This is a genomic window from Bacillus sp. JK106 (assembly GCF_053663355.1).
The window spans coordinates 881,132-905,378 of the sequence record NZ_JBSJQC010000003.1; the positions used below are offsets into that span (position 1 = coordinate 881,132).

22 protein-coding genes and 1 other annotated feature are annotated in these 24,247 nt (G+C 47.3%); of the genes, 9 read left to right on the forward strand and 13 right to left on the reverse strand.

Going from position 1 to position 24,247, the window contains the following annotated elements; translation table 11 throughout:
* Window positions 1–5 precede the first annotated feature (5 nt).
* Both ACWJJS_RS14885 and ACWJJS_RS14890 read right to left on the reverse strand, forming a co-directional pair.
* Complete coding sequence (locus ACWJJS_RS14885; RefSeq protein WP_454023673.1) at window positions 6–1,166, reverse strand: ABC transporter permease; 1,161 nt, start codon at window positions 1,164–1,166, stop codon at window positions 6–8.
* On the reverse strand, window positions 1,163–1,867 hold the full coding sequence (locus tag ACWJJS_RS14890) for an ABC transporter ATP-binding protein (protein ID WP_003152339.1): 705 nt from the start codon (window positions 1,865–1,867) through the stop codon (window positions 1,163–1,165). Before ACWJJS_RS14890 ends, ACWJJS_RS14885 begins: the two co-directional genes overlap by 4 nt.
* A 279-nt stretch (window positions 1,868–2,146) precedes the next feature.
* Between ACWJJS_RS14890 and ACWJJS_RS14895 the strand changes: the two genes are divergently transcribed.
* Window positions 2,147–2,368, forward strand: coding sequence for a DeoR family transcriptional regulator (locus ACWJJS_RS14895; protein WP_003152337.1), 222 nt, complete (start codon window positions 2,147–2,149; stop codon window positions 2,366–2,368).
* A 127-nt stretch (window positions 2,369–2,495) separates the two neighbouring features.
* Here the strand turns inward: ACWJJS_RS14895 and ACWJJS_RS14900 are convergent, their stop codons facing one another.
* The gene (locus ACWJJS_RS14900) at window positions 2,496–3,215 is read right to left on the reverse strand and encodes a pseudouridine synthase (protein WP_007613195.1); all 720 of its coding nucleotides are present in this window, start codon (window positions 3,213–3,215) and stop codon (window positions 2,496–2,498) included.
* Between the two features lie 56 nt (window positions 3,216–3,271).
* Window positions 3,272–4,909 (reverse strand): putative polysaccharide biosynthesis protein, encoded by a 1,638-nt coding sequence (locus ACWJJS_RS14905; RefSeq protein WP_003152313.1) that lies wholly within the window; start codon window positions 4,907–4,909, stop codon window positions 3,272–3,274.
* A 206-nt stretch (window positions 4,910–5,115) separates the two neighbouring features.
* On the opposite strand from ACWJJS_RS14905, the gene ACWJJS_RS14910 reads away from it, so the two are divergent.
* Complete coding sequence (locus tag ACWJJS_RS14910) at window positions 5,116–6,381, forward strand: BaiN/RdsA family NAD(P)/FAD-dependent oxidoreductase (protein WP_003152311.1); 1,266 nt, start codon at window positions 5,116–5,118, stop codon at window positions 6,379–6,381.
* Between the two features lie 175 nt (window positions 6,382–6,556).
* The gene (opuD, locus tag ACWJJS_RS14915) at window positions 6,557–8,092 is read left to right on the forward strand and encodes a glycine betaine transporter OpuD (RefSeq protein ID WP_012118228.1); all 1,536 of its coding nucleotides are present in this window, start codon (window positions 6,557–6,559) and stop codon (window positions 8,090–8,092) included.
* 35 nt (window positions 8,093–8,127) lie between these two features.
* Here the strand turns inward: opuD and ACWJJS_RS14920 are convergent, their stop codons facing one another.
* Entirely contained in the window at window positions 8,128–8,310 is a 183-nt protein-coding gene (locus ACWJJS_RS14920) for a sporulation protein Cse60 (RefSeq protein WP_003152309.1), read from the reverse strand.
* Window positions 8,311–8,510: 200 nt separating this feature from the next.
* On the opposite strand from ACWJJS_RS14920, the gene ACWJJS_RS14925 reads away from it, so the two are divergent.
* Genes ACWJJS_RS14925 through melA form a run of 5 tightly spaced genes read left to right on the forward strand, consistent with a single transcriptional unit; the run spans window position 8,511 to window position 13,905 of the window.
* Window positions 8,511–9,536: a LacI family DNA-binding transcriptional regulator gene (locus ACWJJS_RS14925; protein WP_369614587.1), complete on the forward strand. Its 1,026-nt coding sequence runs from the start codon at window positions 8,511–8,513 to the stop codon at window positions 9,534–9,536.
* A 41-nt stretch (window positions 9,537–9,577) separates the two neighbouring features.
* Window positions 9,578–10,855, forward strand: a complete 1,278-nt coding sequence (locus ACWJJS_RS14930) for an ABC transporter substrate-binding protein (protein ID WP_167860358.1) — start codon at window positions 9,578–9,580, stop codon at window positions 10,853–10,855.
* On the forward strand, window positions 10,852–11,766 hold the full coding sequence (locus tag ACWJJS_RS14935) for a carbohydrate ABC transporter permease (RefSeq protein WP_070082237.1): 915 nt from the start codon (window positions 10,852–10,854) through the stop codon (window positions 11,764–11,766). Before ACWJJS_RS14930 ends, ACWJJS_RS14935 begins: the two co-directional genes overlap by 4 nt.
* Window positions 11,763–12,584 carry a carbohydrate ABC transporter permease gene (locus tag ACWJJS_RS14940; RefSeq protein WP_156735671.1) on the forward strand — a complete coding sequence of 274 codons (822 nt, stop codon included), beginning with the start codon at window positions 11,763–11,765 and terminating at the stop codon, window positions 12,582–12,584. Before ACWJJS_RS14935 ends, ACWJJS_RS14940 begins: the two co-directional genes overlap by 4 nt.
* Before the next feature lie 22 nt (window positions 12,585–12,606).
* Window positions 12,607–13,905: an alpha-galactosidase MelA gene (melA, locus tag ACWJJS_RS14945; protein ID WP_369614589.1), complete on the forward strand. Its 1,299-nt coding sequence runs from the start codon at window positions 12,607–12,609 to the stop codon at window positions 13,903–13,905.
* A gap of 36 nt (window positions 13,906–13,941) precedes the next feature.
* Here melA and ACWJJS_RS14950 read toward each other — a convergent pair whose 3' ends face one another.
* From ACWJJS_RS14950 to ACWJJS_RS14965, 4 genes are all read right to left on the reverse strand, one after another.
* Window positions 13,942–14,418 carry a GNAT family N-acetyltransferase gene (locus ACWJJS_RS14950; protein ID WP_220461756.1) on the reverse strand — a complete coding sequence of 159 codons (477 nt, stop codon included), beginning with the start codon at window positions 14,416–14,418 and terminating at the stop codon, window positions 13,942–13,944.
* An 84-nt stretch (window positions 14,419–14,502) separates the two neighbouring features.
* Window positions 14,503–14,814: a rhodanese-like domain-containing protein gene (locus ACWJJS_RS14955; RefSeq protein ID WP_003152299.1), complete on the reverse strand. Its 312-nt coding sequence runs from the start codon at window positions 14,812–14,814 to the stop codon at window positions 14,503–14,505.
* 116 nt (window positions 14,815–14,930) lie between these two features.
* Window positions 14,931–17,345: a leucine--tRNA ligase gene (gene leuS / locus ACWJJS_RS14960; RefSeq protein WP_003152297.1), complete on the reverse strand. Its 2,415-nt coding sequence runs from the start codon at window positions 17,343–17,345 to the stop codon at window positions 14,931–14,933.
* 109 nt (window positions 17,346–17,454) lie between these two features.
* Window positions 17,455–17,668 (reverse strand) — a binding site (T-box leader).
* A gap of 102 nt (window positions 17,669–17,770) precedes the next feature.
* Window positions 17,771–18,106, reverse strand: coding sequence for a DUF4257 domain-containing protein (locus tag ACWJJS_RS14965; protein ID WP_015418038.1), 336 nt, complete (start codon window positions 18,104–18,106; stop codon window positions 17,771–17,773).
* Window positions 18,107–18,495: 389 nt separating this feature from the next.
* Here ACWJJS_RS14965 and ACWJJS_RS14970 point away from each other — a divergent pair, with 389 nt between their 5' ends.
* Window positions 18,496–19,281, forward strand: a complete 786-nt coding sequence (locus ACWJJS_RS14970; RefSeq protein WP_172614915.1) for an STAS domain-containing protein — start codon at window positions 18,496–18,498, stop codon at window positions 19,279–19,281.
* Between the two features lie 40 nt (window positions 19,282–19,321).
* On the opposite strand, the gene ACWJJS_RS14975 is transcribed toward ACWJJS_RS14970, so the two are convergent.
* The 4 genes from ACWJJS_RS14975 to ACWJJS_RS14990 form a co-directional block, all read right to left on the reverse strand.
* Window positions 19,322–20,506, reverse strand: a complete 1,185-nt coding sequence (locus tag ACWJJS_RS14975; RefSeq protein WP_014305612.1) for an MDR family MFS transporter — start codon at window positions 20,504–20,506, stop codon at window positions 19,322–19,324.
* 195 nt (window positions 20,507–20,701) lie between these two features.
* Window positions 20,702–21,412, reverse strand: coding sequence for a YwaF family protein (locus tag ACWJJS_RS14980; RefSeq protein WP_077722726.1), 711 nt, complete (start codon window positions 21,410–21,412; stop codon window positions 20,702–20,704).
* 107 nt (window positions 21,413–21,519) lie between these two features.
* On the reverse strand, window positions 21,520–23,460 hold the full coding sequence (locus ACWJJS_RS14985; protein ID WP_015418041.1) for an FtsX-like permease family protein: 1,941 nt from the start codon (window positions 23,458–23,460) through the stop codon (window positions 21,520–21,522).
* On the reverse strand, window positions 23,457–24,212 hold the full coding sequence (locus ACWJJS_RS14990) for an ABC transporter ATP-binding protein (RefSeq protein ID WP_015387828.1): 756 nt from the start codon (window positions 24,210–24,212) through the stop codon (window positions 23,457–23,459). Before ACWJJS_RS14990 ends, ACWJJS_RS14985 begins: the two co-directional genes overlap by 4 nt.
* Window positions 24,213–24,247 lie beyond the last annotated feature (35 nt).

The following is a 24,247-nucleotide window of genomic DNA, read 5'->3' on the forward strand; positions in this document are numbered from 1 at the left end:
GATTTTTACATATAAAGAACGGAAAGAATCGCGGCAATGAGACACCAGGCGGAACAGATGATTTGAATGACGGTTAATGCGCTGTTTCGCGCCCGGAAATAGTCATCGCTGTCTCTCTTGATACCGCTTAAAACCGGTTTACCCGTGATCCGGTCAAATAAAAGTGACGCGGCATAGCGGCTGACGATCGCAAATAAAATAAGGACTGCCGGCTTCACTAAGAGCGGAAGAACGAGAATAAGAGCCGTAAAAGCCGCGGTTAAAAGGTAAAGCTGCCGGAGATACCCGCCGTTTCGGATCAGCACTTTAAAGAACAATTCTTTCCACGCCGTATACGCCGACCGTTTTGTAAAGATGTGCTTTGAGCCGGGATATAAAAACGGCTTGTTCCGCCCTTTATTTTTACCATTCGGGAGCTGCACATCATGGCTGAGCATCAAAACAGAGGCGGCGAGTGAAAGCTTCCGCCTGTTCTCCTCAAGCACTTCTTCCTCAAAGGCTGATAATGTCTCCGTCCCTTTCCAAATCAAAAAAGCGGAACAGATGAACAATATACATCCCGCCGGCCAAAGCCAATACCATTCGGCGGCATAGACGATCATAAAAAACGCACCCGCCATCAGAACCATCACTTTCAGCCAGCCCGCCGCCTGATTCCCGAATGTCCGCCTGCTGTTTTTTCTGTGCCGGTGCACCGCTAATATCGCGGTATGGAAGCCGAACAGACAGCAAAACATACCTGAATATGCCGGTAAGGTACAGTCACCGTACTGGAGCCATAAGGGAAATAACAATACGGCAAGCGCACCCCATTTGATAAGGGAAAGGAACATCGAATACAAAAGCGCGTACCGTTTCAGCTTTTGCATCAGATGTTTTGCATGCACCAAAAACACGTGATCCGCTTCCAGCAAAAAGGTATGAATAAAACCCGTGCACAACAGCAGGGCACTGAATACATACAGCCAGCCCCATCCTAATACTCCTGCCGCTCCACTAAGAAGCCCCCTGCCGTTCAGCCATTCAGCATATTGATAAACGGCAAATGCGGCAGCGGGAAGAACGATATACAGCGCGACCGTCCAATCAATGACCGTCTGAAACACCTTCCATTGATACCGCCAATAATGAAACAGCCTTTGAAAAAACAGAGCCCGCCCGGTCATCGCTGACTGCTCCGAACCGCTGAATAAAAGCAATCCAGCAGTGAACGGCTCCCCGTTTTTTCCTGAAGCTCCTCTAATGTGCCTTGAAGAAGCAGAGCGCCCTGATCCAGCAAATAAAATCGGTCGCAGATTTTTTCCGCCGTATCCAGAACATGCGTGCACATCAAAATCCCCGCGCCCCTTTCTTTTTCAGCAATCAGCATGTCGGTAAACAGCTTTGTTGAGATCGGATCAAGTCCGATAAAAGGCTCATCAATGATGTAAATATCCGGCTTCGCCAAAAATGCCTGTATGAGCATCAGCTTTTGCTGCATCCCTTTTGAAAAACCGGAAGGCAAATCATGTTTTACAGACGTCAGCGAAAACTCTTCAAGCAGCCGCCCTGCCCGCTCACGGCACTCTTCCCCTTCTATACCCCGCAATGACCCGGTCAGCTCGAGGTGCTCCCAAAGCGTCAGTTCATCGTAAAAACTCGGACGCTCCGGTATGTAAGCATAAGAAGAATCATTCCACTCAATACCGCCTTCTATATCCCGGGACAGCCCGAGAACCGCCTTTATCACTGTACTTTTCCCCGCGCCGTTCGCTCCGATTAAACCGGAAATTTCACCAGCGTTGACTGACAGAGATACATTCGAAATCACCTTCGGCCTGTCAGCATAACCGGCGCAGACAATGTTTGCATTCAATAATTCTCCCAAACTTCTCACTCCCCCGTTTTCATACGGACATGTATAAAAAAAGTTTCAGTTTCCATAATAATAAAAGCGGGCCGGACATAGTAATCCACCAAGGCTGTACCCATTTGAAAAAATTACCTGCGCTTATTCCTAGATTCATGTCGTCCATATCGTGTATAATGGAGGCAGTTAAAAGAGAAAAAACAGAATGTCATCCTTTGTTGCTTATTCGTACGAAGTTTTAGAGTCGAAAGTTGTGGTATATCAAGTCCATCCGATCTTATGATAGGGAGTGGTTTTTTGAAACCTTCAACAAATCGTATGCTGACTCGGATTAAATCAGTTTACATGTTCATCCAGGAAAAAGGCCTTGTGACAACACAGGAACTGGTTGATGAATTCGGCATTACACCTAGAACCATTCAGCGAGACTTAAATGTGTTAGCATACAATGATCTTGTTCATAGTCCTAGCCGAGGCAAGTGGGAGACAACACGAAAAAAAGTGAAAATTACATCTTAAGCGAACAATTACATAAGGCCCTTTTCGGCCTGACATGCTGCAAGGCAAAGTAGCGTCTTTGCCTTGTTTTTTGTTCCTCTATATAAAAAGCCCAAAACAAATCTGTTTTGGGCTTTTCTGATATCGATTACACTTCTGCGCCTCTCAGCGTTTCGAGCTCCTCTTCAGTCAGCTCGCGGAATTCTCCCGGTTTAAGATCCGGGTCAAGAGAAACAGCCCCCATCGAAAGCCGCTTCAAATAAGCCACTTCATTTCCGACAGCCTTTGCCATCAGCTTCACCTGATGATATTTGCCTTCTGTAATGGTCAAGTGTATCACCGTTTCATCCGGGCTTTCTGTAATAATTTCAACGGCTGCCGGCTTCGTCTTATAGCCTCCTTCAATGACGACGCCTCTTTCCAGATGAACGATGTCTTCCGGTGACAGAGGTGAAATTAACCGGACCTCATATGTTTTAGGCACATGCTTTTTCGGAGAAAGGAGGCGATGAGCGAGCTGCCCGTCATTGGTGAGAAGCAAAAAGCCTTCCGTATCCTTATCAAGACGTCCCGCCGGAAACGGTTCAAATCGCTGTTCTTCAGGCGTCAGCAGATCAACCACCGTTTGCTGGCGGCTGTCTTCTGTAGCGGACAGCACTCCTTGCGGCTTATTCATCATGACATAAATAAATTCACGATAGTCTGCCGGCTCTCCGTATACCGTGATGTCCTGTTTTTCCGGATCGACATGGGTTTTCACATCTTTCGCCGGCTCTCCGTCAATCATGACAGCCCCGGCCTTGACGATTTTTTTCACATCTTTTCTTGAGCCGAATCCGCTGTTGGCAAGCAGCTTATCAAGTCTCATCCTGATCCTCTCCTTTAAAAAGAAAAGCCCGCGATAAGCGGACTATTCATTATTTCTCAATGGGCGGAATGCCTGCCTCTTCTCAAAACGCGGGGCAGACGGTTTCCAAACATTTTCTGTAAAAATCCGATTCGGTATGCGGCAAACATGTACACCGCACCGCCGACAGCGGCGCAGACAAAGACGACAATCGCCGCATGCACCTGGCCGCTTTGGTATGTTACAAAGAAGCTGAGCAGCCATTGAGTCAGCTTGACCGCGACTCCCATCACGACGGACAGGACTGCGATTAAAATGACCCGTTTTATAAGTACCGTATACGAATAGCCCGCATGGCGCTTAATCATGATAAAACCGTACAGAAGAGAAGCGATATAACCGAGCGCCGTTGCCAAGATGGCCCCGTCTCCCTGAAACAGCTTGATCAGCGGCACGTTCAGCACCACTTTTATAATGACGCCGATGAAAAGGCTCACGACAGCAAATTTCTGCTTATTAATCCCTTGCAGGATCGCGGCGTTTACGGTAAACAGAGAAAACAGAATCGCGACAGGCGCGTACCAGAACAATATATCCTGTCCGATATCCGGGCGAAGACTTTCAGAGCCGTAGAAGAACGTATAGGCCGGACCCGATAACACGGACATCCCGACAACGGCGGGAATAACCAAAAACAGAATAATTTGCATCGTCTGGTTAATCTGCTGGTTCAAAAGCTTATAATTCCTGCTCGTAAACGATTCAGTAATCGTCGGAATCAGCGTCAGACCGAAAGCGGTCGCCAGAGAAACCGGGATCATCACAAGCTTCGGCACATAAAGGGTGACAATCGCAAGCATGTCTTGGCTGATATCCTTATGGCCCGCCGCAATCATCGCTTTATTAAACGTATTCGTATCGATATATGAATACAAAGGAATCGCCAGTCCGACAAATACGTAAGGAGCGGCATAACTGAAAAGCTCAATGAACATTTTTTTATAACTTAAGTTCGCAGACGGGACGAGATTCGGCTTCATCGCCAGAAGATCGCCCTTCCGCTTATTCCAGTAAATATAAAGGACGACAAGCCCTCCGAATGATCCGATCAGCGCCGCGAAAGTCGCGTATCCGACTGCGATGACAAGGCCGCCGTTGATCACTCTTAAAATCAAATACGTTGCGCCCAATAAAAAGATGATCCGGGCAAGCTGCTCCACAACCTGTGAAACGGCTGTCGGCCCCATCATCTGATGACCTTGGAAAAAACCGCGCACAAGACTCATAATCGGCACGACCAAAAGTGCCAGACTGACCATCCGGATGACATAAACGACGTGGTCAATCGTAAGTCCGTTGTTACTCGTGCCGCCGAGAGATGTTTCCGCAAAAAACGGCGCCGAAATATAAAGAATTGAAAAAGCGATCATCCCAGTTACGAGCATAACCGACATTCCCGCTCTCAGCATCCGCCTGCTCGTCTCATAGTCTCCTTTGGAGTTATATTTCGAGACAAATTTTGAAACCGCGGCGGGAAATCCCATCGTGGCAATGTTTAAAAACAGTGTATATTGATTATATCCGTATTGAAACAAAGCTCCGCCCGTCGCTCCGACCATCGCTCCGAACGGGATCAGATAAATCATCCCTAAAATCCGCGATATATAGGTGCCGAGCGTCAGCACGAACGTGCCCCTTAACAATTTGCTTGACATGTTTCCTCATCACCATTTTCTACGAAGATTCAACTTTTCTATTTTAACACAACTGGGCAATTAGACGGTAATAATTACAGCGGGAAACTTTTTGGGAAAGCTCTTAAAAAAACAAAATACGTTTAAGGAATCCCCTTCTTTCGCTATAATAGCAGGAAGCGGACATTTCCGCCTATTATACGTGAAAAAGAAAGTTGTTGATGAATATGAAACATTATGACGTGATTGTAATCGGCGGCGGCCCGTCCGGTTTAATGGCTGCGATTGCGGCAGGCGAAGAAGGGGCGGACGTATTATTAATCGATAAAGGAAACAAGCTGGGACGGAAGCTGGCGATTTCCGGCGGCGGGCGCTGCAACGTGACCAACCGCCTCCCTGTTGAAGAAATCATTAAACACATCCCCGGCAACGGCCGCTTTTTATACAGCGCGTTTTCCGAATTTAATAATGAAGATATCATCGCCTTTTTTGAAAAACTCGGCATTCAGCTGAAAGAAGAAGACCACGGGCGCATGTTCCCGGTGACGGACAAAGCGCAAAGCGTTGTCGATGCGCTTTTGAACCGATTAAAACAACTGAATGTCACCATCCGCACAAATGAAAAAATCAAAGAGGTGCGGTACGAGAACGGCAGGACAGCGGGCATTACGACAAACAATGACGAACACATTAACGCAGACGCCGTCATTATCGCGGTCGGCGGAAAATCAGTCCCGCATACCGGCAGCACCGGAGACGGCTATGCATGGGCGGAAGCGGCCGGTCATACCGTGACCGAACTCTTTCCGACGGAAGTGCCGGTTACGTCGTCAGAACCGTTTATTAAACAAAAAACACTTCAGGGGCTGTCCCTTAGAAACGCGGCCGTCAGCGTCCTGAATAAAAAAGGCAAACCTATTGTCACACACGTGATGGACATGCTGTTTACCCATTTCGGCTTGTCAGGCCCCGCCATACTCCGCTGCAGCCAGTTTGTCGTCAAAGAACTGAAAAAGCAGCCCGATGTCAAATTACGCATCGATCTGTTTCCCGGCATCAACGAGGAAGAGTTATTTCAAAAGATGCACAAGGAACTGAAAGACGCACCGAAAAAAGCGCTCAAAAACGCACTGAAGCCGTGGATGCAGGAACGGTATCTGCTTTTTCTTCTGGAACGGAACGGTCTTGATCCGCAGACAAGCTTTACGGAACTGCCGAAGGATCAATTCAGGGCTTTTGTCAAAGACTGCAAACAATTTACGGTTGCCGCTGACGGAACGCTTTCTTTGGACAAAGCGTTTGTCACAGGCGGAGGTGTTTCCGTAAAAGAGATTGAGCCGAAACAAATGGCGTCTAAAAAAATGGAAGGCTTATATTTTTGCGGAGAAATACTCGACATTCACGGCTATACCGGGGGCTACAATATCACTTCAGCCTTTGTCACGGGTCGTCTCGCCGGTTTGAATGCAGGACGTTTCTCACGCTCGCTGTAAATGGTTTAAAGCGCATTTACCTGAGCGTCCCCGTTGATAATTGACCAAAAACATGATACAGTTTTCTGCGTTTTGTTTCACCTGATTGAGGGAACAGGAAGAAAGGAATGATCTGCAATCGTGCGACCATACTAAAAAGTGGCGTATTGAAAAAATAGTCAGAGGGTGAGAACGTTTGAAGAAGAACATCTCCAGTGTTTTTTGGATTGTGATTGTCATCACAGCCGCTGCGGTTTTATGGGGGGCCATTTCTCCTGACAGCCTGCAGCAAGTCACTGATACGGCACAAAAATTTATTACGGATTCTTTCGGCTGGTATTATCTGCTGGTCGTTTCTATATTTGTCGGTTTCTGTCTCTTTCTCATTGTGAGTCCGATCGGCACAATAAAACTCGGAAAACCCGGGGAAAAACCGGAATTCGGCTTATTATCATGGTTTGCCATGCTTTTCAGCGCGGGCATGGGAATCGGTTTGGTATTTTACGGGGCTGCGGAACCGATCAGCCATTACGCCATCAGCTCTCCCTCAGGTGAAACAGAAACACCCCAAGCATTTCGTGATGCGCTCCGGTACACGTTTTTCCACTGGGGGCTGCACGCTTGGGCCATCTATGCGGTCGTCGCTTTATGTATCGCTTATTTTCAATTCAGAAAAGACGCGCCCGGTTTGATCAGCAGCACACTGACACCGCTTTTGGGCGATAAAGTAAACGGGCCGATCGGCAAAGCAATTGACTGTATCGCGGTGTTTGCGACCGTTGTCGGTGTGGCGACAAGCTTAGGGCTGGGAGCGACTCAGATCAACGGCGGTCTGCATTATTTATTCGGCATTCCGAAAACATTTTCCATTCAGCTGATCCTGATCGCTGTCGTGACCGTGTTATTTTTGATTTCTGCGTGGAGCGGAATCGGCAAAGGGATTAAATACTTAAGCAATACCAACATGGCGCTCGCGGCTATTTTAATGATCTTTATGCTCATTGCAGGCCCGACGGTGCTGATTATGAACTCATTTACCGATTCTATCGGCCAATACATCCAAAATATCGTGCAGATGAGCTTTCGCTTGTCTCCGAATGATCCCCAAAAACGCGAATGGATTAACAGCTGGACCATTTTCTATTGGGCCTGGTGGATATCCTGGTCGCCGTTTGTCGGCATTTTTATCGCCCGTGTATCAAGGGGCCGGACGATCCGGGAATTTTTAATCGGGGTGTTAGTGACACCTTGTATATTGGCTTTCTTATGGTTTGCGATTTTCGGTGTATCCGCGATGGATCTTCAGCAGAAAGGCGTATTCAATGTCGCGGGAATGTCAACGGATACGATGCTGTTCGGCGCACTCAGCCACTATCCGCTGACAATGGTGACATCCGTATTAACGCTTGTTCTGATCGCTGTATTCTTTATTACATCAGCGGATTCAGCGACATTTGTGCTTGGAATGCAAACGTCTTACGGCTCTTTGGACCCGTCAAACCGGGTGAAAATCATCTGGGGCGTCATCCAGTCCGCCGTGGCAGCTGTATTATTATATTCCGGCGGTCTGGCCGCACTGCAAAACACGGCCATTCTCGCCGCGGTTCCGTTTTCAGTCGTGATCCTTCTGATGATCGTGTCTCTGTACAAGTCATTAGCGAGCGAAAGAAAAGGAATCAAACAAGCGGAGAAATACCAAAAACCGAGAAGTCCCCGCGTCAAAAAAGCATAATGCATAAAAAAGCCCGGTATTTCATCCGGGCTTTTTTATTTTCGGTATAAAATGAGAGCGGAAAAACAATAAAGCTGCTCACCTTCAGGATCACAGGCCGCCGCTACCGTATATTTAATATCAACGAGCTGTTCATCAGAAATCCCCTTTAAAAATGTATTGACTTCAGTCTGCAGATCCTTTTCATGCTCCTCATCAAAAACAGCTATCTTCAGCACATCACCCTCTCCTTTCTCTATCAATTTATTCCGGTTCAATTGAAATATGATAGAGAAAAACAGATTTTCTTTTTTACTGATTTTTACTAAAAGTAACCAAAAATAGTAGTTGAAAACGCTTACTAACGTATGATAATATCATTTTAACAATAACCAGGTCATTTCTGTTTAGTAAATATTTAGTAAAAAGGAGATGCGAAATGGTCCGTCTCAAAGATATTGCCTTACAGGCATCTGTATCCAGCGCGACAGTATCGAGAATTTTGAATAAGGATGACTCTTTGGCCGTGACTGATGAAACAAGAGAAAAAGTTCTGAGGATCGCCGATGAGCTGGGCTATCAGCCGTCGGCAAAAAAACGGAAGAACCGCAGCCGCAGCGATTCAGCGCCCCTGATCGGCGTTGTCAGCTGCCTGTCACCGGAAGAAGAACGGCAGGATCCTTATTTTTCAGCGATCCGAAAAGGCATTGAGGAAGAATGCTTTCGGCAAAAAGTTTTTATCACATCTTCTATCCATCTCGGTTCTTTTCAAGAGCATATGTTTCACGAACTGGACGGCGTGATCGTAATCGGCAGCCTGCAAGACGAGGCGCTTACGAATATCAGCGCCGCTTTCAGGCACGCGGTATTTGTTAACGGCACCCCCGATCCCGCCCGCTACGATTCCGTCAGCGTGGATTTTTATGCCGCAGCGCAGAAGGCGATAGAACATCTTCTGTCGCTCGGTTACCAGCGGCTCGGTTATATCGGCGGCCGGGAGCGGGAGCATACCGTCATAGACGGTGTAAACAGCAATAAAACGATTGAGGATAAGCGTCTGACCGCTTTCTCACAAATGGCCGGCGCCGAGCCGGAGCATGTACTGATCGGCGAATACAGCATGCACGAAGGGTTCCGGCTGATGAATGAAGCCATCAAAGGCGGAAGTCTCCCCGATGCCTTTTTTATCGCAAGTGATTCGATGGCTGTCGGCGCTTTAAAAGCCTTGCAGGAAGCCGGCCTTCAAGTCCCGCGCGATATGGCAATTGTCAGCTTCAACGGAATTGATGAGGCAGAATACGCCAGCACGCCGTTATCAACGGTAAAAGTATACACGGAAGAGATGGGCCGGACGGGTGTCAAATTGCTTCTCGACCGTTTAAACGGCAGAACCGTCCCGCTGGCCGTGACGCTCCCCACTTCATTGATTGTCAGACAAAGCTGCGGCTCACAAGAAAGGAGGTGACATGTCCCGCAGCGTTTATATCATATTTAAAGGAGGAAAAGATGAAACGCTTACTGGCTTTGTTTCTTTCTTTTACTTGCATGATACTTCCCGGCTGCTCGGCAGAACGGAGCGGCGCCGGAGAAAAGCAGAAAACATTGACAGTCTATTCCACAATATCCTCAGACAGCGAACGCGCCGTATTCAGAAAGTTGGCTGATTCATTCCAAAAAGAACATCCGGACATTCAAGTAAACGTTCATTTCCCAGGCAATGACTACGAAAATATGATGAGGGTCAGAATGGCGGCCGGTGACATGCCCGATCTTTTCGACACACACGGCTGGGCCAAAATCCGCTACGGAGAATATACCGCCGACCTCAGCGGCATGTCTTGGACGAAGCGGCTCGATCCGAATTTAAACAGCATGCTCAAAGACGCCAAAGGCAGAATATACGCCTTCCCTCTGAATCAGGCAAAGGACGGACTGGCCTACAACCGCACAATGTTGGAAAAATACGGAATCAAACCGCCGGGAACAATGGATGATTTTATGAAGGCACTGAGACAGATTAAAGAAAAAAGCGGCGGAACAGTCACCCCCTTTTGGTTTCCCGGCTATGAGAAAAGCTCATTTGCCCAATATTACGATCAATTCGCCGCACCGCTTCTCATCACAGATCCCGCACACCGTTTCAAAAAACAGCTGTTAAACGGAACCTTCCGCTGGACACACTTCACCTATTTATCTGACAAACTGAAAGAGATGCAAAAGGAAAACCTGCTCAATATAGATGCCGTGACGGCAAAACGGTCCCAGCTCATTGAACTGATGGCGCAAAACAAAATCGCCTTTACGCTGCAGGGCGGCACCCTCGGCCAAGACGTCGCTCAAATCAATCCGAAGGTAAAAGTCGGCATCATACCGACTCCGGCCATCCACAAGGGAGACGCGCCGGTTTGGATCGGAGGCGAACGTTACACGCTGGCGGCATTCAAGGATTCCCCGCGGCTTGAAGAAGCGAAACAGTTCATCGCATTTATGGCCCGTCCCGAGCATGCGAAATCAATTGCCGAAGCGACCTCGCTTCCGGCCGGATTAGTGAATGTGCAAACGGACATTTTCTACGCAAATGACTATAAGCGCTATCAGCATATTAAGGTGCAGCCTTATTTTGACCGCCTTTATTTGCCGAACGGAATGTGGGATGTGATGGGGACAGCCGGGCAGGAGCTGATGGCCGATATCTTAACCCCCGCGGAAATTTCGGCGAAACTCGGCAGGGAATATAAGCGGCTCCGTCTTCAATCTGATTCACAAGGAGCTGAAAAAGAATGAGTGATCTTGCAAGAGAAACCCAAGGATTTCAACATCAAAAGTCGGTAAAACCCGCGTCACTGTGGTGGATGTACGTTCCCGCTCTTGCCACGGTTTTTATTTTTATGATTTTTCCGTTTGTCAAAGGCGCTTTTATCACATTTACAAACTGGAACGGCTTCTCACAGACGTATCAATGGGTGGGGGTCACTCAATATAAAAGGCTTTTTACAGATCCGGACACGTGGCTTGTTGTGAAAAACACTTTGCTTTACGGCATCGGAAGCACTTTTTTTCAGAATATGCTCGGACTTTTATATGCGCTGCTTTTGAATCAGAGCTTAAAAATGAAGGCGCTCACAAGAACGATCGTCTACCTGCCCGTCATTATCAGTCCGCTGATTATGGGATACATTTGGTATTTTATTTTCTCATATGACGGGGGTGCGCTGAATGATGTACTTGGCGCACTGGGAATCGGTCCTGTCAACGCCTTGGCAAGCCCTGCGGCAAACCCTTGGATTATCGTCATGATTAACACGTATCAATACGCAGGCATTGCGATGATTGTATATTTGGCGGGGCTGCAAAGCATTCCGAAAGATTATTACGAAGCCGCAAAAATGGATGGCGCGGGAGGTCTTCAGCCGTTTTTCACCATCACCCTGCCATTATTGATGCCGGCTGTCACCATCAACATGGTCATCAATATCATCGGAGGGCTGAAGCTGTTTGATGTCATTTTCGCGCTGACCGCAGGCGGGCCGGGCAATTCCTCTCAATCGATGTCGACGTTTATGTATGATTTATATTTTAAACGGCAGGATGCGGGATATGCCGCCGCCCAAGGCGTGTTTATGTCCGTTATTATTCTTGTCATCAGCTTTTCGGCTCTCGTGTATTTCAAGCGAAAGGAGACGGAAATGTCATGAAAACATCCCGAATGCGGATCTTTACGCTGTTGGCTGCCGTTATCTCGTGCGTTCATATTGTCCCCTTTTATATTTTGCTGACCACGTCATTAAAAGCAAAAGGAGACTACAGTTCAAAATGGTCGCTGCCATCCGCCTTTTCATTTCAGAATTTTCGTGAAGCATGGGAGCGTGCCTCTCTCGGGCAATCCTTTCTGAACACGATCATCATTACAGCCGTTTCCGCCGCCTTGCTAATTTTCATGGGTTCGCTTGCCGCATACCCGCTCGCTAGAAGAAATACAAAGCTGAACAAAATCGTCTTCGGCCTTTTGATTTCCATCATGATTATCCCGCCTTTGACTTCCATGGTTCCTTTATACAAAATGGTCGCTGATGCGGGGCTGGTCAATACGCATGCCGCAGCCATTCTCATTAATACGGCTGCATATATGCCGCTGACCGTTTTCTTATATTCAGGGTTTATCCGCTCTTCCATTCCGAAAGAACTTGAGGAAGCCGCCAGGATGGACGGCGCGGGATTGATCAGGACTTTTTATACGATCGTGTTTCCTTTGTTGAAACCGATTACCGCAACGGTCTGCATTATTTCCTGCGTGTTTATCTGGAACGATTACCAATTTGCGATTTTCTTTTTACAAGATCAAAAGGTGCAGACATTGACCGTGGCCATGGCGGGATTCTTCGGCGAAAACGCGAACAATCTTCACTTAGTCGCCGCAGCCGCAATTATGGCGATGCTGCCGATGGTCGTATTGTTTTTGGCGCTTCAAAAATATTTTATCTCAGGGCTGTCCTCCGGGGCGGTCAAAGGCTGAGAAGAAAAGGGAGGAATTTCTGTTGAAGAAAATTACGTTTATCGGAGCGGGAAGCACGATTTTCGCAAAAAATGTACTGGGGGACTGCTTACTGACTGAAGCATTAAACGGATTTGAATTCGCGCTTTATGATATTGACGCTGTACGGCTGAAAGAATCCCAGCTCATGCTGGAAAACATGAGGGACCGCTACAATACGAGTATATCCATCATCTCTTACGATGACCGAAAACAGGCGCTTACACAGGCCGGCTATGTGATAAACGCCATTCAGGTCGGAGGCTATAAACCCGCGACGGTCATTGACTTTGACATCCCGAAGCGGTACGGTCTCCGCCAGACGATTGCCGATACCGTCGGAATAGGCGGCATTTTCCGTTCCCTTCGCACCATCCCCGTTTTATTTGACATCGCAAAAGACATGGAAGAGGTCTGCCCGGATGCGTGGCTGTTAAACTATACAAATCCGATGGCCTCTCTGACCGGAGCGATGCTCAGACATACAAATGTCAAAACGGTCGGCCTGTGCCACAGCGTCCAGGTCTGTACCAAAGATCTGTTTGACTCACTCGGCATGGATCACGAAGGTACGGAAGAACGCATTGCCGGCATCAACCATATGGCTTGGCTTTTGGAGATTAAAAAAGACGGAATTGATTTATATCCGGAAATTAAAAGACGGGCACGCGAAAAACAAAAGACGAAACATAAGGACATGGTGCGGTTTGAGCTGATGGATAAATTCGGCTGCTACGTGACGGAATCATCTGAGCATAATGCCGAATATCACCCGTATTTTATAAAAAGCCGGTATCCGAAGCTGATAGATGAACTCCAAATTCCGCTTGATGAATATCCGAGGAGATGCGCGGATCAAATCAAAAATTGGGAAACGATGAGAGACGGCATCATCAACAACCAAAACCTGACGCATGAACGCTCGAAAGAATACGGTTCGAGAATTATAGAAGCGATGGAGACGGGCCGTCCGTTCACATTCGGCGGCAATGTGCTGAATACAGGGCTGATACCGAATCTGCCGGCGAAAGCGGTCGTTGAAGTGCCATGCGCCGCCGTCAAAAACCAAATTATACCGTGCTACTCCGGCGAACTTCCGGAGCAGCTCGCGGCGCTCAACAGAACAAACATTAACACACAGCTTTTAACCATCGAAGCAGCCGTTACATTAAAAAAGGAAGCCGTATATCAGGCGGCCATGCTTGATCCGCATACGAGCGCCGAGCTTTCCATGAATGACATCATCTCTTTGTGCGATGACTTATTTGAAGCGCACAAAGACCGGCTTCCGGCTTATCATTGATCATTCGCGATCCGGTCCTGGGCGGGCCGGACGCTTTTATATGTTCAGCACCAGTTTGACCGTCTGTAAGGTGTGTCCTTTAAAATCTTCTTCAAATTCACATACCCTTTGAAACCCTTTCGCTTGATAAAAGGACAAGGCGATGCGGTTCTCTTTTTCTGCATGGACATAAAGCTTTTTTACCCCGCCGGACTGCCTGATGCATTCTTTAAGAAGTGCCGTGCCTATCCCGCTTCCATGGCAATCCGGATCAATATAGATGGCGGTCAGCTCCGCATTTCCGTCTTTTTGAACCGGGGTGACATTTGCAAAACCGAGCACTCGCCCCTCTTCTTCTGCCACAAAGAACAAAGAATGCAAGAGCCGGCGTTCCATCATCCCATCCTGATAGGCGGATTCGAGAAACTGATCCTGAATGTGTCTGGGAATAATCCCTTCATATGTATGATGCCAGCTTCGTTCTGCGACTTGCCGGACCTGTTTGATATCGTTTGTTTTCATCGCGCGGATCATCGGTTTCACCTGATTCGCCTCCCGTTTTTTTATAAAAAAAGAAGAAAAAGACGCACGTCCCTTTTCTTCTTTCACTTCAAAGCGTTATTTCTTCGGCTTTGTTTCGCCTTCCCACTCCAGCATGCCGCCTTCAACATTAACTGTACGGAAGCCCTGCTCATGTAAATACATACAAACGTTCATGCTTCTTTTTCCGGAACGGCAGATAAATACATATTCCTTGTCCTTGTCTAACGCATCCATCTTCTCAGGAATGTCCCCCATGCGGATATGAACGGCCTCCGGAATCATTCCTTCGGCAACTTCTTCGTCTTCTCTGACATCAATCAGATACAGCTCTTCTCCCGCTTTTAATTTTTCTTCCAGTGCGGCTGTGCTGATTTCATTTATTTTCAATGCGTGACACTCCCATTCATCTTTATGGTGTTAAGTATACCAAAGCCCGCGGTGCAATTTCTATGATAGAGGCCTGATAAAAAAGCCCCTCTCTGTAGGAGAGGGGCTTCGTCCGGTCAGTTTGCCACGATATTGACAAGCTTGCCCGGTACGGCAATAATTTTTCGGATCGTTTTTCCTTCAAGCTGCTCTTTTACTTTTTCGTCAGCTTGTGCGAGCTGTTCTAACGCTGCTTTATCAGCATCAGCCGGAACCATTAATTTCGCTTTTACTTTTCCGTTCAGCTGGACGACGATTTCCACTTCATCGTCCACCAGTTTTGATTCGTCATAAGCAGGCCAAGCCTCGTATGCAATCGAACCTTCGTGGCCGAGTTTTTCCCACAGTTCTTCCGCCAAATGCGGCGCAACAGGAGAAAGCAGCTTCACAAAACCTTCGATATATTCTCTCGGCAGTTCATTCGCTTTGTAAGCTTCATTAATGAACACCATCAGCTGAGAAATGCCCGTGTTAAAACGAAGGGCTTCGAAGTTTTCTGTCACTTTCATGACCGTTTCATGATAGACGCGCTCAAGAGTTTCGCCCGCGCCTTCTGTCACTTTGCCCGTCAGCTCGCCGTTTTCCTCGATAAACAAACGCCATACGCGGTCAAGGAAGCGGCGCGCTCCGTCAAGGCCTGATTCAGACCAGGCGATAGATGCGTCAAGCGGCCCCATAAACATTTCGTACAGGCGAAGCGTATCTGCTCCGTGAGACGCTACAATTTCATCCGGATTGACGACGTTTCCGCGGGATTTACTCATTTTTTCATTGTTTTCCCCGAGAATCATCCCTTGGTTATACAGCTTTTGGAACGGTTCTTTCGTCGGCACGACACCGATATCATAGAGGAATTTATGCCAGAAACGAGCGTACAGAAGGTGAAGCACGGCATGCTCCGCTCCTCCGATGTAAATATCGACGGGCAGCCATTTATCCAATTTCTCAGGTGAAGCGAGCTGATCCGGATTTTTCGGGTCGATAAAGCGGAGGAAATACCAGCAGCTTCCCGCCCATTGCGGCATCGTGTTCGTTTCTCTTCTGCCTTTTCTGCCCGTTTCAGGATCAGTGACTTCCACCCACTCTTTAATGTTGGCAAGCGGTGATTCACCTGTTCCGCTCGGTTTGATCTCATCGGTTTTCGGCAGAATCAGCGGCAGCTCTTCCGCCGGAACGGCTGTTGACGTGCCGTCTTCCCAATGAATGACCGGAATCGGCTCGCCCCAATAGCGCTGGCGGCTGAACAGCCAGTCACGCAGACGGTATGTCACTTTCTTCTCACCGTTTTTCGTTTCTTCAAGCCAGGCGATCATTTTTTCAATCGCTTCCGCTTTATTCAGTCCGTTCAGAAAGCCGGAATTGACATGTTCTCCGTCTCCCGTGTACGCTTCTTCTTCCGTGTTTCCGCCTTTTACGACTTCTTTGACAGGCAGGCTGAACACTTTGGCGAATTCAAAATCCCGTTCGTCATGCGCCGGCACGGCCATTACAGCGCCCGTTCCGTAAGAGGCGAGGACATAATCCGCTATCCAGATCGGCAGCTTTTCCCCGTTTGCAGGGTTTACGGCATATGCACCTGTGAAGACGCCCGTTTTTGTTTTCGCAAGATCCGTCCGTTCCAGGTCACTTTTCGCCTGAACTTCTTTAACATAAGCGTCTACCGCTTCTTTTTGTTCAGGCGTCGTGATGGCCTCCACAAGCTCATGCTCAGGAGCCAGTACGGCATAAGCCGCGCCGAACAGCGTGTCCGGTCTTGTCGTAAACACCGTAAACGTGTCATCAGTGCCGTCGATCGCGAAATGCACGTTTGCGCCTTCTGAGCGTCCGATCCAGTTGCGCTGCATGTCTTTAATGCTTTCAGGCCAGTCAAGTTCTTCTAAATCTTCAAGAAGCCTGTCCGCATAAGCGGTGATTTTCAGCATCCATTGTCTCATCGGGCGGCGTTCAACCGGATGGCCGCCCCGCTCGCTTTTGCCGTCAATGACTTCTTCGTTCGCAAGCACCGTTCCGAGCGCCGGGCACCAGTTGACCGGCACTTCGTCTACGTATGCGAGCCCTTTTTCGTACAGCTTGGTGAAGATCCATTGCGTCCACTTGTAATAGTCCGGATCAGTCGTATTGATTTCACGATCCCAATCATAAGAAAATCCGAGTGATTGGATCTGGCGGCGGAAATTATCTATATTTTGTTTTGTGAACTCAGCCGGATCATTTCCCGTGTCAAGCGCGTATTGCTCGGCAGGAAGCCCGAACGCGTCCCATCCCATCGGATGAAGCACATTGTACCCTTGCATGCGTCTCATGCGAGAAAGGATATCGGTTGCCGTATAGCCTTCCGGATGTCCGACATGAAGGCCGGCTCCTGAAGGATACGGAAACATGTCAAGCGCGTAAAACTTCGGCTTGTCATTCTCTTCACTGACGGCGAACGTTTTATGATCCAACCAGTAATTCTGCCATTTCTTTTCTATTTTTTCGTGCTGAAAACTCAACGTAAAAACCTCCTTCTGATTGAATACGGCGTATGTAGTCCAAGTATTGACGGGATGAGGAAGATTATATTCAGATTATTCTAAAACTAAAAAAAACTCCCTCATCCCTAAAAGGGACGAGAGATTTTTGTTTCCCGCGGTACCACCCTCGTTAGCGCGGTTTTAAGCCGCACTCACTTGATACTTTTAACGCAGTTATGCGTCAGCGGTTTTGCCGCTGCAACTCTGAGGCGAGTTCGGAAACAGACTTGATTGACTTGCACCGGCCGTCAACTCTCTGAGTGCGAAATCTGCTTCTTACTGCTCCTCTTCACTGTTCTTATCGCTACCGTAATCTTACCTGTATTTTATAGAATTCTGTTCATAAGTGCAAGCAGGTTTGTATACAATGGGAATGTACCCGGAACGGGTCGTGAGCGGGGATATTATTTTGATGGAGGATTTTTTTGCTGGTGTGGTTTTGCTTCGGCCGAATCACTGTTTTGTTCTCTGACAAAATCAAAGCTCCTGAGAACAGCTTCTCCGCCGTAGCCTGCGATTATGGATAAGATGACGAGTTGAATTCCTGAATCGGGGTCAGCGGATAAGACAAGTAAGATGGAAGCAGCCATTCCGATAAAACCATCTTCCAAAAAACCGAGATAGATAAACCGCTTTGTCATTCTGGGTTTCTCCAGCCTGCCTCTCTTTTTCACATGACCGAGAACCCCCATGATGCCTCCAATTACACAAGCAATTATTACCTGATGCAGCATCTTCATCACCTTCCTAAAGCCCTTATTTAGTAAAGCGACTTCAGGCCATCCAGCCCCCTTACGAATACGATGATTTTCGATATCTACATACCGGCGATTGAACAGGAATGTAAAAAGCTTGTTTCTTCCATTATATGTGAACACATGATCGGTAAGCTTGATGCATTAGATTCATTTTTCACCCAGTGACAATGACCTAGTCACTTACTTAGCGATGATGTGCCTTCCCCTTATATATTCAGTGTATATGAGGACAAGCCCGAATGACAAATTGCAAACTTCGGCTGCTTGAATCAGAACATATGTTATGCTACGGTTACTGTAGATTCATTTAAAAAGGGGAGAAACAACGGCTGAAAAAAGCGCGCAGCTTTACGGCCAAAAGGGGGTTTTACATGGCTGACTCAAATGTATTCGGAAAACTGGAGCAGCTGGAGCTTATCAAAAAGGCGCTTGATCACGCACGCATCGGCGTGGTGATTACAGACCCCTCTCTTGAGGACAATCCCATCATATATACAAATCAGGGATTTATGGATATGACAGGCTACTCTTCCGAAGAGATATTAGGTAAGAACTGCAGATTTCTGCAAAGCAAAGAAACCGACCGTCAACAAGTCGCGAAAATAAGAAAGAGCTTAAACCAGAAAGAAAAGATCACGGTGCGGCTGAAAAATGTCAAAAAAGACGGCACCCCGTTTTGGAATGAACTCAACATTGATCCTCTGTATGTTGAAGACAAGCTCTATTTTGTCGGTTTTCAAAAAGACATTACAGAGCAGAAAGAATACGAAAAGCTCCTGGAGGATTCCCTCACAGAAATCACGACGCTTTCAACACCGATTGTTCCGATCCGAAACGGCATCTCCGCCTTGCCGTTAGTGGGAAACTTAACGGAAGAACGATTTGATTCAATTGTGACAACTTTGACGGACATATTAACCGCATCTAAAGATGATTACTTAATTATAGACTTATCAGGTTTGGCCGAGGTAAACGAACAGACGGCAGACCAGATTTTCAAATTGCATCACCTGCTTAAATTAATCGGCACAGAACTGATTATCACCGGGATCAAGCCTTCCCTCGCCATGAGAATGAATCAGCTTGATGCCAGCTTTTCTTCATTAAAGACATATTTAAACGTTAAGGACGCCGTCAACGTGCTTCCGGTCGTATAAACAAAAAAATCCCGCCGAAACAGCGGGATTTTTTATGTCGTCATCGCACTTGGACGTTTTGTTTATTAACGGTTTTCAGGCGTTTGTCGTACAGCACCGTCGCTGCGATGCTGACAACAAGAAGCACCATCAGGATCAACAGCAGCACGCTCATGCCGTACTGATCAACCAGCACGCCGCCAAGGAGCGGCCCGATCATTCTGCCGCCCGTCGCCGCACTGTTGACAAATCCTTGGTAAAACCCTTCTTTCCCCTTAGGCGCAAGCTGATTGGCAATGGTAGGCACGGCAGGCCAGACAAGCATTTCTCCGACGGTTAAAATCACCATTGCGGTGAGGTACATCGGAAATTGCTTGGCGCTAAGAAGCACGCCGAACGAAACGATAAAAATACAAAAGCCGATGACCATCTGCGTTTTTAACGCGCCGGACCATTTTTTCAGAACAGCTCCTATGAGAGGCTGTCCGGCGACAATTAATATTCCGTTTACGGTCCAGAGCACACTGTATAATGAAAGCGGCATACCGATGCTTTGAGTATGTGACGCAACGGTTGTGGACCACTGCGAATAGGCAATCCACCCGAGAACATACCCGCCGCTCAATATGAGAAGCGCCGTAAATTTCGTTCTGCTGCTGACAGGCTCGTAGTCCAGAACAGAAACCTGGCTCGCATTTCCGGTTTTGATATTTCGAAACCCGAAAAATACGATAAGGAAAAACAGCACATAAAGCAAAGCATTGGCTAAAAACACGTACGTAAACGAGTACGCCGCAACCATCCCGCCGAGTGCCGAGCCCACGGCGACACCTGCGTTCTGAGCTACATAAATCGCATTAAAAGCTCTCCGCCCGCCTTCTTTCCATACCGCTCCCGCCATGGCGTAACTGGCCGGAAACACGATACCGGAACCGAAGCCGACAATGATGAGCAGCCAAATATAAACGGGCCATTGGTGAAACAGAACGAGTCCGAGAAGACTTGCCAATGTGATCATAATGCCCAGCATAATGGATTTGAATCCGCCGATTTTATCAAACAAAAATCCGCCGCATAAATTCCCCGCCACACTGGCCCCGGAATTCAGCATCAGAACAATCCCCGCAACAGTCAGCGATTTCCCTAAATGATTATGAATATAGATCGTATTCAGCGGCCACAAAAAAGATGCGCCCGTCACATTGATAAACATTCCGATGATTAATATCTTCAAAGCGCGCGGCATACCGATCCCCCTCTCTCTATAAAAAACCCCATGAAAAAACGGAAACCGCAAGCCGCGGCTCCGTATCGATCACGTTATCATAGCACATTCATTCTATCGCCGCGGACGTCTTTTTTCAACATCAGAATCTGAAAAAAATAATGCCGGAATGTTGAAAAAATTACAAATGATTGGATTCGCAAAAACAGCCCGGCCTCATGCTCTTTTCCTCAGCAGCCAAAACGGAATATACAGAATGAAAAAGCTCAATATCACCGCCGCTTCCATTGATAGAAGATACCACGGCCAAGGTCCGAAAACATTCAGAAGCGAAGCGGTCTTCGGTTTTTTCATTAAATATAGGTAATTTGCATTCAGCACACGATCAATAAAAAAGACACACGCCCCGTACAGATTTACGATCAGCACCGACACCCACAGCCCGCGCGCAGACGGTCTGTACTTTTCTGCAGCGGCCATGAATAGACAGGTAAGAAAAACACAGCCGTGGGAGACGAAAAACACGATGTACCGAAAATGCGGGAAAGAATACGCCCCTAAATCAGGTGTTGCCATCGCCTGTACGGCGCTGCCCAAACCGGCAAAATAGAGGAAGGCGAACAGCTTTTTGCTTTTTGTCATAACCATCAGCATCGCCAAATAGACGGAAAGGTCGCTCAGCTGCAGCGGCAGAGCTGTTTTCAGCGACCAGGCATGATGACAAAGCAGCCATATATGATAGCTGATCTGCGACACGGCAAGGAGAATGAATAGTACATAGCGGATCATGCGACTCTGGTTGAGCTTTTTCCGGAATACGATCACGCCCGCCCCCAGCAATCCGATGATCAACAGCGTGAAAATGTGTTCCTTGGAAAAAAGATGAAAGGCCCCTGTTTCAGATTTCAATTGAAAATACTTCTGCATAAGGCTCCCCCGCGCGAAAAAATGACGTATGTCTATTCTTTTAAAAATCGCTTTCTTCTATTCATACAAAAAAAGCCTCCGCTTATGCGGAGGCTCCTCAACTTGTTTTACAAGGCGGATTGAATGACCTTTTTATAATACAGCACCGACAGCATGCCGAAGATGGAGTACAGCAGCGTATACAGCGCCATGACGATGATCATCGGCGTCCACACTTCCGTTCCGAATAAAAACCATCCTGACTGAACGGCAAAATAGCTGTGGAACAGCCCGAGAACGAGAGGAATCCCGAAATGATACGCCTGCTTCCGGCGGATGCCTTTCAGCAGATCTCCCGTTGTGAAGCCGAGCTTCCGTAATATCGTATAATCAGCCTTCTCATCCTCACACTCGCCCATTTGTTTAAAATAAAGGATACAGCCTGAGGTAATCAGAAAGGTTAATCCTAAAAACCCGACAATAAACATGATCAGCCCCATGTTTTTCTTTTGCGTGTCAGCCGTTTCAAATTGTGAAAGCGCGCCGTCTGAATAGTGCTGCGCCTGAAACAGACCATCAGCTTTTTGGATGTCCTCTTCTCGTTTGAGTGTAATGCCGAAGAACCGATTTGATTTTCCCTGAATGGACGGGTCGATATCTTTCTCGATCCGGTCGAATACCTGCTGCGTGACGATAACGGTCGGCAGCCCTCCGCTTGTAAATGTATATGACAGGAGGAAGTCGTTCTTCAAGCCCTTATACGCCAGCGGTATTTTATCCGTTTTGCCGTTTATATCAATGGAACCTGACGTTTTCAGGTCGAGAAATCTTTTCATCATATCATTATATCCGGTAAACACAGCTTCTCCGTCAGAAAGCTCCGTCCCTTCTGCGTCTTTCTCGCTTATAATCGGCAGCGCCAGGCTGGACGGGTCTTGTTTAAAGCTTTTCATGTCGCCGTTTATGATGTTTTTCATATTGACACCGGCTTGAATGGTCTTGATTGTTTTTACTTTGTGTTCAATTCCGTTTTTCTTCAATAAAGCGGTAAATGAGTCAGTCTCCTTTTGGTTATCAAACGCAAAGTCCGCGGCTGTATTTTGCTCAGCCGATTTTTCCGCGGAGTAGTACGAGATATAGCTTAAAGACAGTAAACCGATTGCCAGCGCCGAAAGAGTCGTAATAATCGTCAGCAATACGGCGTTTGACTTCATCCGGAACATGATGGATGACAAAGACAGCACTTCACTGACATTCAGATACCCGCCTTTTGATTTCCGGATGAGATTTGCCAGAAAGCTGACCGAACCTTTATAAAACAGATAGGTTCCGATAATGACCGAGCCTAGAATAAACACCATGGCCGAAAACAGTTCATTCATGCTCGTAAAACTGCCTCCGAATAAATCCGCGGACACGGCATAGCCGGCGATAATGGCCGCAATACCGACAACGCCGATCAACATCTGCACCCAAGAAAGCCGTCTTATGCCGCTTTCTGACGATGACGCGGTTTTAAATAAAGACAAAATGCTTTGCCGTTTAATAAATAAGTAATTCATCATCATAATCAGCACGTAAATTGCCCCGAACACAATTAACGTCTGAACGAGCGCCTTGCTAGAAAAAAACAGTGAGACAGAGGCTTTCACACCGACTGTATGAAACAGCATCATCATACATAATTTCGAGAGGGAAAAGCCGGCAAAAATACCGATCCAAATCGATCCGAAATACAAAATGAAATTTTCTGCGCTGAGTATGCGGAAAATGTGCATTTTCGTCATGCCGATTAATCGGAATAAGCCGATTTCCCGGCCGCGCCGTTTAATAAAAATGGTGTTGGCGTATAAAAGAAATACCGACACGATCGCCACAAGCAGTACAGAGGCGGCCCGGATTGCCGCCGCTCCTTTTATAGAGCTTTTCATTTCATCAAGCGCAGGATCGTATTGCATCGTGACAAACGCGAAATAAAGGGCGGCGCTGAATACCAGCGCAAAAACGTAAAGGTAATAGTTTTTCATATTCTTTTTCAGGTTCTGGAAGATCAAATGATGAATACTCATGCCTGAACCCCGCCCAATACACTTTGCGTTTTCATAATATCCTGAAAAAAGTCCGGTCTGTCCTGACCGCCTTTATTCAGCTGTGTATACACACGGCCGTCTTTAATGAAAACCACACGTCCGGAATAGCTGGCGGCAACCGGATCATGCGTGACCATCACAATGGTGGCGCGGCGTTTTTGATTCAGGCGGCTGAGTTTATTCAATAAATCCGTGGCAGCCTTTGAATCGAGCGCTCCGGTCGGCTCATCAGCAAAAATAATGCCCGGCTCGTGAATAACAGCTCTTGCGGCAGACGTCCGCTGTTTTTGCCCGCCGGAAATTTCACTCGGATACTTATGTCTCAAATCATAGATCCCAAGCTCCTCTGCCGTCTCGGCAAATCGCAGGTCCGCCTCTTTCTTAGACATTTTCGTAATGGATAACGGCAGGAGTATGTTTTCCTTCACGGTCAGCGTGTCCAATAAATTATAATCCTGAAAAATAAAGCCGAGATGCCGTTTTCTAAATTCGGCAAGCTGTTTTTCTTTCATGGATGTAATCTCCGTCTCGTTCAGTTTAATGGTGCCCGCGCTCACTTTATCAATGGAGGAAAGCACATTCAAAAGGGTCGTTTTCCCTGATCCTGACGGGCCCATAATGCTGACGAATTCCCCTTTGTGAATCTGAAGATCAATTCCTTTCAGCACCTCTTGTTTATTCAGCTTGTTTCCGTAGCTTTTTTGGATATTGCCTGCTTCTAAAATCATCACGTTATGATTCTCCTTTTACATTGGTTATCTTTATT